Raw genomic sequence first — 16,457 nt, 5'->3', positions numbered from 1 at the left:
CTCATGACGAACATTGAGCAGCGATGAAGGAGGGATGTTTAGCAGTTATGAGGCCGAGCATAATCAAGATGCTTGAGCATAAGCTCGGCCGCCTGGTCAGGATCGCGATCCCTAACCGCATTGGCGATATCCACATGCTCCTGGGCAGAATACTGCAGGCCCTGATTGTTTTCCAGATAACGGTATGCCCCATTGACGCGCGATTCATCACGCAGATTAGAGACAATCTTGGACCACCGTGAATTACCAACGACATCAACCAGCGACATATGAAAATCATGATCCGCATTCAAATATGGCAGCGTCGAATCTGTCGAAGTTTCCGGCAATAGCTCAATCGATCGATGTGCCAGGGTGACAATGTCATCCAATTCATCTGCAGAAATATCGCGACTGGCGGCTTGCCGCACCGCCTCCACCTCGATGAGTACGCGCATTTCATAGACCTCAAAACGATCCTGCTCACTCAGCTGCTTCACCCGAAAACCGCGGTTGCGCACCGGCTCTAATAGTCCCGCGGCAGAAAGCGCCATCATGGCCTCACGCGCAGGTGAGTTAGAAATGCCCAGATGGCTAGCCAAGGAATTCGCCGAGTAGATCTCGCCAGGCCTCATGACGCCAGAAAAGAGCAGCTGGCGAATCAGCGATTGCGTGGATTGCTTCAAGGTTGATTGATTAACCCCCGCTTCACTGCCAACTTGCTCGATGCGCTTCGCCCACCCATCACCAGGTTCCATCGCGATCCACTCCACTTCTTTTCCAACTGAACCAATTTTAATCCTAAGCCCCCAATGTGAGGGTTTGGAAAAAGAATAATCTCAAACGCTTCACTTATTGGTTATCGATAACCTATCATGTAGTTTACGTCACAAATTCCCTTCAAAAGTAATCTTCTTCATTTTGTGACACGTTATCTCCTCTCCTTCATCAACCGAAAGGAAAAGAGTTGAGTACTACACACATCCTCGCCCAAGAAGGCATCGATGGTGCCATCCAAAGTTTCTTCGGCCCTGTCGTTGACGTGCTCGAAGCAGCCGTCTTCTTCTCTATTCCCGTTTTAGGCGCCGATCTTCCCCTCGTCATCGTGTGGCTGGTCGCCGGCGCCGTCTTTTGTAATGTGTACTTGCGCGTACGCCCCATCAAGGACGCCAAGCAGGCCTTTCGCGTGATCCGCGGCATGCTGGCAAAAAAGTCTGATCCTGGCCAAGTAACCAGTTTCCAAGCCTTCGCCACAGAGATGGCCGGCACGATTGGCCTGGGCAATATCGCCGGTGTAGCGGTTGCCATCACCATGGGTGGCCCGGGCGCCGCCTTCTGGATTGCCGCCGCGGGCGTTCTCGGCATGGCGGTCAAGCTCGCGGAAGCCACCCTGGGACAGATGTTTCGGCGAGTCAATAAGGACGGCTCCACGGTGTCTGGCCCGATGTACTTTCTGGAATACGGTCTCAAATCCATCGGCAAGCCAAAGCTCGGAATGGGCTTGGGCTATTTTTATGCCATCGGCATGGCGCTCGCTGTGATGGGTGCGGGCAATATTTTCCAGGCAAACCAGGTGGCACTCCACTTGACAGATATCACAGGTGGTGAAGAAAGCTTCCTCTATGGCAATGGCTGGATTGTTGGTATTGCCATTGCGATTCCGGCAGCGGTTGTGCTGATTGGCGGCATTAAATCTATCGCTAACGCCACCAGTCGCCTGGTTCCGCTCATGTCTGCGGTATACGCAGTCGCAGTCATTGTAGTTCTGGGCGTCAACTTCACTGATATTCCGAATGCTATTTCTCTGATTTTCCAGGGCGCATTTACTCCGGAAGGCATCTCCGGCGGTGTTCTGGGTGTTGCGATCATCGGTATTCAGCGCGCGCTATTCTCCAACGTTGCCGGTGTTGGTACGGCAGCGATGGCGCACGGAATTACGAAGAACCGCCGTCCGGCCGAAGAAGGTTTGGTCGCAGCGTGGGAGCCTTTCGTGGACTCCGTCGTCGTTTGTTCTTTGACCGCAATCGCGATTGTCGTTACCGGCGAATACCTCAACGAGGGCGCCGATGGCATCACTTTGGCAACCAATGCATTTGCCACCGTTTCCTATGGCTTTACTTACGTTCTGACCGCCTGCATCATTCTCTTCGCGTTCTCCACCGTGTTGTCTTACTGCTACTACGGCCAAATCAACTTCGGGTACATCTTTAATGAGTCCAAGCGTGCAAAGCAGATCTACAACGTCATCTACATCATCATGATCGTTGTTGGCGCATCCGTTTCCCTGGATACGGTGGTGCGCTTCTCGGACGCCACCTTCTTCCTGGTCGCTATCCCCAACCTGCTGGGCATCTACCTACTGGCCAAGCCATTACGCAAGGAAATCAGCGAATACCGCAAGGCAGCATATGCCGGTGAAATCGAACCTGTCCCCGAGTCCGAACGCGTCAACCTTATGGGCCGCGATGAATCAAAAGAGGTGTAATTAGCCATGAAAGGTTCAAAGATCGCGGCAGTCATGGCCTCCTGCCTGGTCCTCGGGGCGTGTTCCGGAACGGCGTCTTCTGATGGCCTGCTGGGGGCAATTGAATCCGGCGATGTCATGCTCGGCGTCAAATTTGACCAGCCTGGTATTGGCCTGCGCGAAGGCGATGGCAGCTTCACCGGCGCGGAGGTCGAAATTGCAAACCAGATTGTGGAAACCATCGCCGCGGATAATGGCTGGGATGCACCAAATATTGAGTACCGTGAGACCCCCGCCGCACAACGTGAGACGTTGCTGCGCAATGGTGAGGTGCAGCTGATTCAAGGTGGCTATTCCATCACATCTGACCGCATGGAGGAAGTCGATTTCGCGGGCCCCGTGCTCTTAACTCACCAGGCGCTGTTAGTGCGCACCGATGACTCCTCTATCCAGTCTTTGGATGACCTCGACGGCAAAATTCTGTGCTCTACCGCCGGGTCCAAGCCAGCACAGCGCGTCAAGGAAGAAATTCCAGAGGTGCAGCTGCAAGAATATGACACCAATTCAAGCTGTATCGAGGCTCTGGCCCAAAGCAATGTTGATGCGCTGACTTCCGATACCCCAATTCTGGCCGGCTATGCCAACCAATATGATGGCGATTTTGAAGTCATCGACATGACCACTGCCGATGGTGAGTTCTTCTCCGATGAATGGTACGGCGTCGGTCTGCAAAAAGACGATACCGAAGGCCTTGACGCAGTTAATGACGTATTAACCCGGATGAAAGAGTCCGGCGAGCTGGAAGCAATCATCCATGATCACTTTGGGGACCTGGATTCCATTGAAGAAACCACCCCGGGCGATCTCTCCGGTATCAGCTAGCACCGATTTGTCTGGCACCTATATATAAGGAGTAATTCCACAATGTCCCACATTGCCCAGCGCATTATTGAACAGCGGCGCTCCTCGCTTCGTCCACCCCTTGGCGTGGTCCCGCCCGGCGCGGTGTCTTTAGCGTTGGGTGAGCCAGACTTCCCGCCGCCCCAAGAGGTCATTGATGCCAGCATTCAGGCGCACAATGATGGCCGGACCCACTACGCGGACCAACACGGCATGGCCGAATTACGCCAAGCGCTGCTGGAGTCATTACCTGCTAGCGCACCAGGCTGGGATGAAAATAATGTGCTGGTCACGCATGGTGCAACGGCGGGACTCGGAGCACTCTTCTTTGCACTGATTAATCCCGGGGACAAGGTGGTCATTCCGCAGCCGGCCTATTCGCTCTATGCGGACCAAGTGGTTCTCGCTGGTGGAATCGTGGATTTTGTGCCGATGGGTCCAGATTTGCACTTTGATTTTGGCAAACTCGAAAAGGCGCTGACGGGCGCGAAGATGATTGTCTTTTCCAATCCTTCTAACCCCAATGGCATTGTGCATACCCGCGCCGAGTTGGAAAAGCTCGCTGACATCCTGCACGGCACCGATACCCTGGTGGTCTCTGATGAGGCTTATTCGGCATTGACTTATACGGAAGCGCCTTTTACCTCTGCGCTGGAGGTCTCTGGATTATTGGAGCGAACACTGTATGTTCAGACTTTTTCTAAGAAATACTGCATGACCGGTTTCCGTGTCGGGTACATCGCGGGAGACCGCGAACTCATTGCGGCAATTTCGCAAATGCATCGCACGTTTAATGGCTCCGTTTCCGAATCAGCACAGTTGGCGGCACTCGCTGCATTAGAGCTTCCAGAATCTATCGTTGCTCCGATGCTGGAGGAATATGCTGCGCGGCGTGACTTGGTGGTGGAACTTTTATCGCAGGTTCCCCACGTTCATCTGGTCAAACCTGAAGGTGCCTTCTATGCCTTCTTTTCCTATGACACAGGACTGCCGTCTTCCGAGGTCGCAGCGGCATTGGCCGAAAGAGGGGTCTTGGTGCGCGCGGGTGCGGAATATGGCCCAGATGCCGAAGGCCACCTCCGATTGTCTTTTGCAGCATCACAAGAAGACATCGAACGTGGCATTGGCATTATAAGGCAGTATTTTGAGCAGCTAGACTAGCTTGGCTTCAATATTCTTCGCGTCTTCCTCAACCTGTTCAAGGGAAGGCGCGCCTTCTTTTGTGCGCTTGATCCATGCGGCGAGTACCTCCGGATCAGTTGGCTTGGTGGCCAGTGAGACCACGATGTACACAACGGCGGAAAGTCCCAAGCCAACATAGATAGGCTCATTGGCGAAGACACCGTCGAAACGGCTTTCTGCCTGAAATTCCATCACTCCCATGGTGACCAACGTGCCCAGGGTTCCGGCTATCATCGCCCAAGTGGCGCCAGCGCCCGTGCCGCGTTTCCACACCAGTCCGCCAATAATCGCAACCAAAAGACCACCGACCAGAATGTCATAGGCAATGGTCAACGCGGCGACCACATCTGGCACTGCCATCGCGATGATGAGCACGAGGACACCAAAGAACAGCACCCAGCGACGGTTGAGTTCCATGTTTTCCTCAGCTTGTTCAGCGCGCGCTGCCGAAGCATCAGCAACTTTGACTACTTCCATCGGGCTAAGCTTGCGCGGTCCGCGCTTTTCAGCCATGCCTTTGAGCAAAGGAATGACATCGGCTTGCACCACGGTGGCCGCGGCGATCAATCCACCGGACGCCGTGGACATCATCGCAGCCACGCCAGCTGCCAGTGCGATGCCACCGATGCCAACGGGAAGAATCTCGACTGCCACGGAAGCGAATGCATCATCGCGGACGTCGATTCCTGGCAGCAGCACCGCGGCAGCCATGCCGATGATGGCACCGACAACTCCGAAGAGAATGCAGTAAATACCAGCAGCGGTTCCACCCAATCGGGCTACGCCCGGGGTCTTCGCAGTGAATACGCGCTGCCAAATATCTTGGCCAATAAGCAGCCCCAGGGTGTAGATGACAAAGTAGGTAATTATTGATTGCAGACCCATGCCACCAATATCAAAGAACTCCGCATCCAGGCGTCCCTGTAGCCCAGACCAACCGCCGGCCTGAGACAGCGAAATCGGCAGCATGAGGGCAAAGATGCCAATGGTCATGATGATAAATTGCGCCATATCCGCCAAGGCGATGGACCACATGCCGCCGATGGTGGCATAGATGAGAACCACTGCCCCACCCACGAGGATAGAAACCCAGCGTTCCCAACCAAAGAGCACCACGAATACGGAAGCATAGGCGCCCGAAGAGGTTGCGGCCAGCATCAAGGTGTACGCCAGCATGATGAGTGGAGATGCTTGCGTTGATTCTGAGCCATAGCGCAGCGTGAGCATCTGCGAGACTGTAAAGATTCGAAGGCGCTGCAGTGCGGGCGCGAAGGCGAGGCTGAGTATCAACACTCCCACGTCAATGGCGATGACCAGCCAGAAGCCAGAAATACCGTAGGTATAGCCCAGGCCAATTCCGCCGACAGCTTATGCGCCACCGAGGACGACAGCCACCATGGTGCCAGTGTAGAGAATTCCGCCGAGATTCCTGCCAGCAACCAGGTAGTCAGCGGTATTAGTGATTCTTTTGCTTCCCCAAAAGCCGAAGGCAATCATGCCCACGAGATATAGGGCCAGGACAGCGATATTGAGCCATTCCTTGTTGGATTCCTCTTGTTGAAGTGAGTAGTTGAAGTGAGTAATGGGCACGTCAGTTTCAAACTTATGTATCGCGCATCACAAGGTGTGCCCCTATACTAAACATTAGTTGCCCAATGGGCAACAGTGTTTAGAAATCAATCAAGTAGGCTGCCATCATGAAATCTCTTCCCATAGAACCGGGCGCAACCGAAATTGCACTCGGGCGCAAATTGCGCGCGCTGCGCGAACGCCGCCGCTTTACCATTGAACAGGTTGCAGAACGTACCGGCTTTTCCAAGGGCTTTATCTCCCGCGTAGAGCGCGATTTAACCAGCCCATCGGTGCAGTCTTTGGTGACGTTATGCCAGGTTCTAGGGATCAATCCGGGGCAATTGCTCGATAGCCCGGAGGTCTCCGTGGTGAAATTCGCAGATTCCCCACCGGTCGATTTGGGCGGTGACGGCATCGTGGAACGCCTGCTGACTCCGCGCACGCAGCGCGACATCCAGATCATCCACATGTCGATTGATGGCCATGGCCGAGGTGAGGAAGAACCTTACACCATGGACTGCAATATTGAATCCGTGCACGTCATTACCGGCTCTTTCGTAGTCACCACCTCGAGCGAAGAATTCCAGCTGCAGGCTGGAGACACCCTGACATTCCCCGGCGCAGAACCCCACACCTGGCATAACCCATCAGCTGACAAGGCTGAGGTGTTGTGGGTTCTGTCTGGGGTTTCTTAAAAGAAAGACTTAAACCATGCTAGAAATCCCCCGCGTTGAAGAAGGCGGACACATCGGGCCGGTCAATTCGGCACTGGTTCCACGCTTTGGCGGCGAAGCCACCTATGCTCTGCTCCCCCGCTTGCGCGATATCGAAGCGCAAGAGCACACAGCTGGAATCAAAGTGGTTGGCGTACCTTTTGACTCTGGCGTCTCCTACCGTCCCGGCGCGCGTTTTGGTTCCGGTCACGTGCGCCAATCCTCCCGCCTGCTGCGCCCATATAATCCAGCAACGGATACATCACCCTTCGCACAAACGCAGGTCGTCGATGCCGGCGATATGGCGGTCAACCCTTTCAATATTGAAGAAGCCATCGAAGCCATTCAGCAGGACGCGCTGGATCTCACCGCGGATGGTTCCTCATTGATGACTATCGGTGGCGACCATACGATTGCGTTGCCGCTGCTAAGGGCGGCATCGGTACGCGCCAAAGAGCCGGTCGCGCTGCTGCATTTCGATGCCCACTTGGATACCTGGGATACCTACTTCGGTGCTGACTACACCCATGGCACGCCATTTCGCCGTGCGGTGGAAGAAGGAATCTTAGATACCGAGGGCATCTGCCACGTGGGCACCCGCGGCCCACTTTATGGCAAGAAGGACTTAGAAGATGACCGTCGATTCGGCTTCGGCATCGTGACCTCTTCTGACGTATTCCGCCAAGGCGTGGATGAGATTATTGCCAAGCTGCGTGACCGCGTGGGCAAGCGCCCGCTGTATATTTCGGTGGATATTGACGTCCTGGACCCAGCGCATGCGCCTGGCACCGGCACCCCGGAGGCCGGCGGACTCACCTCACGTGAGCTATTGGAAATCATCCGTGGCCTGCGCGGACTCAACATTGTTGGCGCTGATGTCGTTGAAGTCTCCTCTGCTTATGACCATGCGGAGCTCACGGGCATTGCCGCATCGCACGTGGCTTATGACCTCATTACTCTCATGGCGGATCTGCGCGCCGGAACCAAGACCGAATAAGGAATAAGGAATGAGCAATCGCAATGGCGGCGACATCGTGGTCGAAACCCTAACTGCTTTGGGTATAACCGATGTCTTTGGTATCCCTGGCCAGCATGCACTGGGACTATTTGATGCATTGTCGCGGTCGAACTTGAATTTTTACTCCAGCCGCGTGGAAAATAATGCCGCATTTGCTGCCGATGGCTACGCGCGTGCCAACGGTCGCCCCGCAGCCTTGTTTCTTTCCACCGGCCCCGGCGCGCTGACATCGCTCGCTGGTCTGCAGGAAGCTTATGCCACGGGTGTGCCCATGCTGGTGGTCTCATCACAGATTCCGACACCTGGCTTGGGCGCGAAAAGGCGCGGCATGCTGCATCAACTAGATGAGCAGACCGAATCCGTACGCAATGTGACCAAGTTTCAGGCCACTATTCAGCATGCTTCTGCGATTCCGAGTGTGCTCGAGGAAGCTTATAAAGTTGCAATGACCGCACCCCAGGGACCAGTCTGGGTGGAGATTCCGCAGGATATTCTGCTTGATCCTCATAGCATTCCACCCATTGAATCGGCTTCTGTAAACGTGGAACAACCTGCTGCGAATCCCGCATTGGTTGAAGCTGCAGCCACGCTGATCAATCACAGCGCCACGGTCATTGTGGCTGGCGGAGGGACCAGGCGCTCAAGGGCGAGTGAATTGCTCACGCAGCTTGCAGAAAAGATAGATGCCCCTGTGGTCTGCACCGTTGGCGGTAATACCGCTATCCCCCGTGCGCACCCATTGGCGGTTAATTTCATCGAGGACCGCCACGTCACTAATCTCATGGAATCAGCCGAAACCTTGCTGGTCTTAGGCAGTTCACTAGGTGAAGTCACGTCCAATTACTTCACGATGAAGCCCAAAGGCCAAATCATCCAGGTCGATGCCGAGGCCAAGGTACTTGAGTCCAATCATCCGGGATTGGGCATTCGCGCGGATATTTCTGAGTTTCTACGTGCACTCATTCCGGCAGTTGATAAAGCACAGCATGGTGCGAAAGAAGCTGTGGAAGAGGTCAACGCAATGGTCGAGCAGCGCATGAGCAATGTGGGATTAGACCATGAGCGTGAGATCATGGCTGCTATTCGCCAGGCGGTACCCGCTGATATGCAGACCTACTGGGATATGACGATTGCTGCGTATTGGTCATGGAATGTGTGGGATGCCAAGGACGGTCAATTCCACTCGGCACAAGGTGCCGGCGGCTTAGGTTATGGCTTTCCCGCGGCTTTTGGCGGGGCCGTGGGCTTGGGCAAGCGCACATTTGCACTGGCTGGTGATGGCTCCAGTTTGTACTCCACCTCAGAGTTAGCCGCCGCAGTGCAGCATAATGTGCCTGTCACCTGGCTGATTGTGGATGATGGCGGCTATGGCATCTTGCGCGAATACATGAATGCTGAATTCGGGCAGGCCACGGCAACTGAGCTCGCACGGCCAGACTTTATAAAGCTCGCTGAATCTTTTGGTGTCCCAGCAACCAGGGCAACAAAAGAGACTCTGCAGCAGGTGCTGGAAGAAGCACTTGCCGCAGAGTCTGGTCCTAATGTGGTGGTCTTAGAAACCCACATGAAGATGTGGGAGCTGACCTAAAAGCCGTTATGCCCAACCGGCTGGGACGAGTCCGAAGATACTGCCGATGGAATAGAGGAAGGCCAAACCATAGACAATGATGATGGTCGCTTGGAAGATCGGGTGTGCCGCCCAACCAAGTGACCACTCAGGATTACGGTCACCATACTTGCGGGAAGCGTGCAGCAGCATCACCGGAATAATAGACATAACTACACCAGCAATACCACCGGCGTAACTGAGTGCGGAAACAAATCCGCCGAAGCCAGCGAAGGTAATAATCAGTGGCAAACCAACGGTCATGGCCACGGCAACACCGCGCTGCCAACCGTGCTGTGGCCAGTGGAAGATGTCCAAGACATTACGCATGGTGGTATAGCCAATGGCAAGGAATGACGTCATCATGGCGAAGAGTGCAAAGAGGTTCGCCAGGTAGTACGCAATGGGGCCAAGCTCCTCACCCCAGGAAACGGTAACCACCTCGGACACGTTGGTGCCCAGCAGGCCAAGAGCTGCGAAAGGAACCGCGGACAGGGTGATACCGGTGGCAGCCATGCCGCCGATAATGGTTGGCACGATCTTATCGGGGTGCTTATCGCGCATACCGCGGGCGAGCTCCGGCACCACGTACTGCGCCATGAAGGTAAACACGGCCAGGTTCATGATCGGGATGATGAAGTATGGGCGCAGAATCCACAGGTTGTCGAACTCAATGCCAGGGCCGATGAAGGTCCACATCACCAAGATGAGCACGATGGCCGCCATCGCAATGGTGATGGCGGCTTCTGCCACACCGGTTGCTTCCAAGCCCTTGTACATAATGAAGGTACCGAGCGCGAAGAATAACAGCGTGCCGATGGTCGGCGGTATGCCCAGCAGGTTATCTAAAAGTTCACCGGAACCAGCTGCATAACCAATCAGGGCACCGGTGCCGTTGACCGCAATTGCAGCAAAGACCAACCAGCGTCCCCAGTGGCCTAGGTACTGCTCCGCCAAACCAGAAAGCTGCAGTGGCTTATTGGTGCGCAGCGATACTTCTGCCACATACATCATGGACAGCGTGGTCAAAATACCCGCGATAGCCAGCGCGATGAATAGTGCTAGGAAGCCACCGTTCCGGCCAGCATAAGGAAGGCTCAAAATGCCGGCACCGATATTGGTACCGAAGATTAAGGCCACACCTTGCCACGGCGTGATGCGGCTTTCGCCCTGGTCTTCTTTTGAAGGATTGACAGAATCATCAACCGTGATGTTATTGCTATTCAAATTTTCATCCCCTCAATAATATGAGTGTCCCCCTGGCCAGCACCGTGAAAGATTCACTGGTCAGGGGTGTAAGTAGTAGTTATGACTCCAGGTGATTAGCCCAGCGCCGCACGGATTTCCTTGGTTAGGATGTCCAGACCTTCACGCAGGAGGTGTTCTGGGATGGTCAACGAAGGCAGCAAGCGGATGACGTTGCCATCCAGGCCACAGGTCAAGATGAGAATGCCCTGCTTCTTGCAGGCCGCGGCAATCGCAGCGGTGACATCGGCATTAATGAGCTCGATGGCCATCATTGCGCCACGTCCACGAACATCGAGCACAGATTCCAGCTCAGTCAGTGGCTCGAAGTACTCTCGAACGATTGCCTCGATCTCACGCGCGCGGCCCAAAAGGTCATGGGTTTCGTATTCATCGATAGCCGCGAGCGCTGCCGCACACGCGACGGGGTTGCCGCCATAGGTGCCGCCCAAAGAACCTGGGATTGGGCTATCCATGATTTCCGCACGGCCAGTCACACCAGAAAGTGGCATACCAGCAGCAATGCCCTTGGCGGTGGTAATCAGATCCGGAATGACCTGCTCATCTTCGGTTGCGAACCATGCGCCGGTACGACCGAAGCCGGACTGGATTTCATCGGCAATGAAGACCACGTCATTTTCGCGGCACCACTCGGCGATATCCGGCAAGAAGCCCTTGGCAGGAACGATGAAGCCGCCCTCGCCCTGAATTGGCTCAATGACCACGCATGCTAGGTTTTCTGCACCAACTTGCTGGTCAAGTACCTTAATCGCGCGTGCTGCTGCCTCATCACCCTTGAGACCATCGCGGGCAGGGTAAGACATCGGGATGCGGTGTACATCGCCCGCCAAACTGCCGAACCCAGTCTTGTACGGCTTATTCTTCGCCGTCATGGACATGGTCAGGTTGGTGCGGCCGTGGTAGCCATAATCAAATACGGCAACAGCATTCTTACCGGTGTGCTTGCGCGCAATCTTGACGGCGTTTTCTACTGCCTCTGCACCGGAGTTGAGCAGAACCGACTTCTTCGCGTGATCGCCCGGGGTGAGCTGGTTGAGCTTCTCGCACACAGCCACATAGGACTCATATGGTGAGACCATGAAGCTGGTGTGGGTAAATTCGGTTGCTGCCTTTGCAATCGCCGCGGCAACGCGCTCATTGGATGCGCCCACTGAGGTCACAGCAATACCGGATGCAAAGTCGATGAAAGAATTATCATCGGCATCCACCAGAACACCGCCATCGGCCGCAACGATATACCCAGGAAGACCCGGCGCCAGTGCCCGTGCGACTGCGTCTTGGCGGCGGGAATCGAGCGCAGCGCTGTTTTCTCCCAGTCCATCCGTGACCACTCGGCGTTCCTGCGGCAGGTGGTAATCGAAGTCCAACATGTGTCCTCCCCTTCAAGGCTCAAATTTTTGTGTTTCCAAACAGTATGGCCCGAAGGTGTGCCGTGCACCATGTACACTATGGCGAAAGAAGTTGAGTTAAATATACAGAAGGGACAGTGCGAGGTGCTGGAATTCGAGTGGCTTTTCAACCAAGGCGCGCTAGATATCAAAGAAATTGTCCCGCCCACAGCGAGTGAATTCGCCATTGTTCAAACCAATGAGTTGGAAGACGCCACGGAGTTCATCCAGCCAGATTCAGTGGTGCTGACCATTGCAATTGCTTTCGAGGACCGTGAAGGTGAGTTAGCTGATTACCTCACCCACCTGGCTAATGCCGGCGCCGTGGCAGTGGGCATCGGCACGGGTCTGATATTTCCCACCATCCCTGAAAGCATTATCGCCACGGCAGAAGAATTAGGCCTGGGACTTTTTGAGGTTCCGCGCCCAATTTCATTCATCTCGATTGTCTCCGCGGTACACCAAGAACAAAGCCGCCGGCACGATATCGCGCAGCGCCGGCGCCTAGATGCGCAGGAAAAGCTCACGCATACCGCAACCCGCGGCAACCTCACGGAACTGCTGCATGAAACGGCGTATTTGCTGAATGTGGAGATGCGGATCATTAATGAACGTGAGGAAATTGTTGCCAGCACCGCGCCCGCAACAAAAAGTGAATACTTCAGTTCTTATGCCATGACCGCACGCGGTGAGCGCCAGCACGTGCTCAAAGTAGATTCCCACCACCCGCTTAATACTGAAGACCGTTCACTGATTCGACACTGCGCTGGGCTTGCGGACATGCTGCTGGCCCGGCCCGCGGAGCTGCGCAAAGCACGCAATGAGCTCAATTCTTTTGCCATTCGTTTGAGCTTAGGTTTGCCGGAATCCACCACGCCGCAGGAGATGCTTCCTTCGACACTGGATTTCCCGCGGGATAAAGACGGCTTCACACGGCCGGTCATTGTGCTTGCCGATGACCCCCGCTCCCTCGAAAGAGCACACCATGCCTTGGATTCCGCATTGGAGGAACGCGGGCAATTTCTCTATCTCACCTACATCGACCGATTGAGCTTCCTCGCTCTTTTCAATGGCGAGCAAAGCTACCAAGACATCCTCGACATGTTCGGAACATCAAGCAGACGCATCCGTATTGCGATTAACCGTCGCGTCCGCGCAACAGAACTGAACGCCGAACACGTCGACGACCTACTTTCTCGCGCCCGGCCACTCCCCCTTGGCGAACAGCTGTTGCCGCGCGGTCAATCCATGCCGTGGCTGACAGAGCCTGCCGTACAGCAAGCATTATCGGCCAGGAACCGCGAGACCATCGGTCTGCTCAGGCAGGTCGACGCGAGGGAGAACTCCGAATTAGCGCGCACACTCACCGTCTTTTTACGCAAAGGTGGCCAATTAGGTGCTACCGCTGAGGCATTAGAGATTCACCGTCATACTGCGCGAAATCGGATAGCGCGCATCGAGAAGCTCTGCGAACTAGACCTTTCTGACCCCGCGACCTTCGGCGAGATGCTCTTTGCTGTTCTAGCGGAGAATTTCACACCCGAGCTGTGATGATTCACACCCCAAAACCAATCTGAATTCATATCTGGTTCACCAACTGTGAACCTATTGGTTCCATTGATAGGGCAACATCGACTGTTGGTCTAAATGTTCACCAACCTATCTATTGGAGTCCTATTTCATGTCTCGTTCCCTGATTCGCCGCTCACTCGCCACCGCATCCGCAGCGGTAACCGCCCTGGTCCTGGTTGCTTGTTCTGAGCCTTCTGAAGGTGGCGACACCGACGCTGAGACCACCGCTGCATCCGGCGATGAGCAGACGACTATCACCGTTTACACCTCAGAGCCTGAGGAAAAGGTTGATGAGATCAACGCGGCCTTCATGGAAGCTCATCCAGATATCAGCGTTGAGGTCTACCGCGCTGGCACCGGTGACCTGAACGCACGTATTGAGTCTGAGAAGGCATCCGGCGGTATTGAAGCAGATGTTCTGTGGGCGGCTGACTCCCCTACCTTCGAGGGCTATGCCGCCGACGGTGACCTGGCGGAGCTGCAAGATGTCGATACCGAAGGTTTGATGGAAGAAGTAGTTGATGAAGAGGGCTACTACGTGGGCACCCGCATCATCCCAACCGTCATCGCGTACAACACCGATGTCATCAGCGAAGATGACGCACCGCAGTCCTGGCAGGATCTGACTGACCCAGAGTACATGGATCAGCTGGTCATGCCAGACCCAGCAGTATCTGGCGCGGCAGCATTTAATGCCTCGGTGTGGCTCGAGTCTGAAGAACTCGGCGAGGAATGGCTCAGCGCACTGGCTGAAAACCAGCCCATGATTGCACAATCCAATGGCCCAACCTCCCAGGAAATCGCTTCCGGCTCACGCCCAGTTGGCGTGGTTGTTGACTACCTGGTGCGTGATCTGGCTGATGCCGGCTCTCCTATCGCAACTGCATACCCAGAAGAGGGTGCTCCATACATCACCGAGCCAGCTGGTGCCTTCGAAGCATCTGAGAACAAGGAAGCAGCAGAAACCTACATCAACTTCCTGCTTTCTGAAGAAGCCCAGAACTTAGCGGTTGAGCAGGCCTACCTGCCTGTCCGCGAAGGCATTGATACTCCAGAGGACACCCCAGCTTTGGAAGACATCAACTTGCTGAACCCTGACCTAGAAGCAGTTACTGAAAACCAGGATGACGCAGTCTCCACCTTCCAGGAGCTCATGAGCTAATTTAGGCTCTTTCTTCTTATCAGTTCATGCGACTACTTTCTTCTATTTCACTCCTCCGCCTTGGAGTCTGGTTCATCATCGCCGGGTTCTTCTTGATCCCGTTATCCATGGTGATTGGCCTGGCCCTAGGCGGAAACCAATTTCCTGTGCTGTTTAATCAGGGATTGTTTAATGCAGCCTGGAATTCTTTCTACACCACGCTGCTTTCCGCCATCGGTGCCGTCATCATCGGCACTGCCATGGCGATCGTGCTTGACCGCCTGGATACTTATGCCAGCAGGTGGCTGCGACTCTTTCTACTGTCACCGCTGCTGGTGCCGCCATTTATTGGCGCGATTGCGTGGATGCAATTATTCGGCCCAGCACAAGGTGTCAACCGATGGTTCGGGCAAGAACTCTGGAATATCTACGGTGCCGATGGCGTCACTCTCCTGCTGATTTTGCACTCTTATCCAATGGTGTACATCATCGTCTCCAATGCTTTGCGGTCTTTGCCTGGAGATTTAGAACAGGCCGCGCGTATCTCCGGTGCATCCAGTTTCACCACTTTGCGCACCATCACGCTGCCGCTGCTGCGCCCGGCGCTGCTTTCAGCGTTCACGTTGACTGCAGTGGCTAACCTCTCTGATTTTGGTATTCCGGCACTGATTGGTTCCCCGGCGCGCTTTGAAACTCTTGCCACGATGGTCTATCGATTCATGGATTCTGGCACGGTGGACAACCCGCTACAGGTGGTCTCCACCATCGGTGTGGTGCTGCTCTTTCTCGGTATTGCGGCTGTGTTCGCTGACCACATCGTGGCACGCTTTTCCGCATCTTCCCTGCAGGACACTGGCGCATCCGCTCGCATGGAGCTGGGCCCGGCGCGCGGACCGGTCTCCATCGTGACCTGGATTATTGCGCTCATTATCACCGTAGCTCCGATTGTGGGTCTGGCTTATCGCGCGCTTTTGCCCGCACCGGGTGTGGCCTTTACTGCGGAGAATATCACCCTGAGCAATTTCGAAGGCGCCATCAACAATCCCCGTGTCATCGACGGTTTCCAGAACTCACTCTTCCTCGCGGTCAGTGCCGCAATTGCCTGTGGTTTCTTGGGCTGGCTCGTGGGTCTTTTGGTCACACGCACCAAGCTCTTTGGCAATACTGCACTGACTCTTCTGGTCTTGCTCCCCACCGCGCTGCCAGGGCTTATCATTGGTGTCGCCTGGCTGATTTTTGGCCGCTATACCGGCATTTACAACACGGTATGGGTCATTCTGGGCGCATATATCTGTGCGTTTACGGCCCTGGTGTTGCAGGCTGTTCGTGCGCCTTTGCAAAATACCCCAGTTGCAGTTGAGGAAGCCGCACGGATTTCGGGCGCCGGTCCTGTACGTGCGCTGTTTAGCACCACGGGCATGATGACCATTCCCGCGGCTATCTCCGGCGCGGTCTTGGTATTGGTCACGGCAGTTCGTGAGCTCACCGTATCCATTTTGCTCATTGCTCCTGGCACCACCACTCTGGGCGTGCAGGTATTCAATCTGCAACAAGCCGGCAACTATAACCAGGCTTCCGCACTATCTTTGATGTTCATGGTCGTGGGCATCATCGCGCTCTCAGTGACGCTGAAGTCCCCGAAAGTAGGTTCTTAAA

12 protein-coding genes and 1 pseudogene are annotated in these 16,457 nt (G+C 55.0%); 9 read left to right on the top strand and 4 right to left on the bottom strand.

Annotated elements, in window-relative coordinates; all coding sequences use genetic code 11:
- Positions 1-38: 38 nt before the first annotated feature.
- Positions 39-737, bottom strand: a complete 699-nt coding sequence (locus tag ACG98I_RS04185; RefSeq protein WP_394718629.1) for a GntR family transcriptional regulator — start codon at positions 735-737, stop codon at positions 39-41.
- Between the two features lie 209 nt (positions 738-946).
- Between ACG98I_RS04185 and ACG98I_RS04180 the strand changes: the two genes are divergently transcribed.
- Genes ACG98I_RS04180 through ACG98I_RS04170 form a run of 3 tightly spaced genes read left to right on the top strand, consistent with a single transcriptional unit; the run spans position 947 to position 4,504 of the window.
- Positions 947-2,464 carry an alanine/glycine:cation symporter family protein gene (locus ACG98I_RS04180; protein WP_394718628.1) on the top strand — a complete coding sequence of 506 codons (1,518 nt, stop codon included), beginning with the start codon at positions 947-949 and terminating at the stop codon, positions 2,462-2,464.
- A 6-nt stretch (positions 2,465-2,470) separates the two neighbouring features.
- On the top strand, positions 2,471-3,325 hold the full coding sequence (locus ACG98I_RS04175) for a transporter substrate-binding domain-containing protein (protein ID WP_394718627.1): 855 nt from the start codon (positions 2,471-2,473) through the stop codon (positions 3,323-3,325).
- A gap of 42 nt (positions 3,326-3,367) precedes the next feature.
- A complete protein-coding gene (locus tag ACG98I_RS04170) occupies positions 3,368-4,504 on the top strand; it encodes a pyridoxal phosphate-dependent aminotransferase (protein ID WP_394718625.1) in 1,137 nt (378 codons plus the stop codon).
- Here the strand turns inward: ACG98I_RS04170 and ACG98I_RS04165 are convergent.
- Positions 4,496-6,022, bottom strand: a pseudogene (locus tag ACG98I_RS04165) (sodium:solute symporter). The gene ACG98I_RS04170 and the pseudogene ACG98I_RS04165 overlap by 9 nt on opposite strands.
- Positions 6,023-6,222: 200 nt before the next feature.
- Here ACG98I_RS04165 and ACG98I_RS04160 point away from each other — a divergent pair.
- Genes ACG98I_RS04160 through ACG98I_RS04150 form a run of 3 tightly spaced genes read left to right on the top strand, consistent with a single transcriptional unit; the run spans position 6,223 to position 9,416 of the window.
- Positions 6,223-6,792, top strand: a complete 570-nt coding sequence (locus tag ACG98I_RS04160; RefSeq protein WP_394718624.1) for a helix-turn-helix domain-containing protein — start codon at positions 6,223-6,225, stop codon at positions 6,790-6,792.
- A 16-nt stretch (positions 6,793-6,808) separates the two neighbouring features.
- Positions 6,809-7,807 carry an agmatinase gene (speB, locus tag ACG98I_RS04155; RefSeq protein ID WP_394718623.1) on the top strand — a complete coding sequence of 333 codons (999 nt, stop codon included), beginning with the start codon at positions 6,809-6,811 and terminating at the stop codon, positions 7,805-7,807.
- 10 nt (positions 7,808-7,817) lie between these two features.
- On the top strand, positions 7,818-9,416 hold the full coding sequence (locus tag ACG98I_RS04150) for a thiamine pyrophosphate-binding protein (RefSeq protein WP_394718622.1): 1,599 nt from the start codon (positions 7,818-7,820) through the stop codon (positions 9,414-9,416).
- 6 nt (positions 9,417-9,422) lie between these two features.
- On the opposite strand, the gene ACG98I_RS04145 is transcribed toward ACG98I_RS04150, so the two are convergent.
- The gene (locus tag ACG98I_RS04145) at positions 9,423-10,592 is read right to left on the bottom strand and encodes an aromatic amino acid transport family protein (protein ID WP_394718837.1); all 1,170 of its coding nucleotides are present in this window, start codon (positions 10,590-10,592) and stop codon (positions 9,423-9,425) included.
- Between the two features lie 164 nt (positions 10,593-10,756).
- A complete protein-coding gene (gene gabT, locus ACG98I_RS04140) occupies positions 10,757-12,070 on the bottom strand; it encodes a 4-aminobutyrate--2-oxoglutarate transaminase (protein WP_394718620.1) in 1,314 nt (437 codons plus the stop codon).
- A gap of 78 nt (positions 12,071-12,148) precedes the next feature.
- Here gabT and ACG98I_RS04135 point away from each other — a divergent pair, with 78 nt between their 5' ends.
- The 3 genes from ACG98I_RS04135 to ACG98I_RS04125 all read left to right on the top strand — a co-directional run bounded on the left by ACG98I_RS04135 (position 12,149) and on the right by ACG98I_RS04125 (position 16,456).
- Positions 12,149-13,639, top strand: a complete 1,491-nt coding sequence (locus ACG98I_RS04135; RefSeq protein WP_394718619.1) for a PucR family transcriptional regulator — start codon at positions 12,149-12,151, stop codon at positions 13,637-13,639.
- Between the two features lie 130 nt (positions 13,640-13,769).
- On the top strand, positions 13,770-14,822 hold the full coding sequence (locus tag ACG98I_RS04130) for an ABC transporter substrate-binding protein (RefSeq protein WP_394718618.1): 1,053 nt from the start codon (positions 13,770-13,772) through the stop codon (positions 14,820-14,822).
- Positions 14,823-14,848: 26 nt separating this feature from the next.
- Positions 14,849-16,456, top strand: a complete 1,608-nt coding sequence (locus ACG98I_RS04125; RefSeq protein ID WP_394718617.1) for an ABC transporter permease — start codon at positions 14,849-14,851, stop codon at positions 16,454-16,456.
- The last annotated feature ends 1 nt before the right edge of the window (position 16,457 follow it).

It is taken from the genome of Corynebacterium sp. L4757 (assembly GCF_043673995.1).
GTDB lineage: Bacteria > Actinomycetota > Actinomycetes > Mycobacteriales > Mycobacteriaceae > Corynebacterium.
Note: the sequence above shows the minus strand (reverse complement) of the source record. Positions and strands in the feature narration are given on the sequence as shown.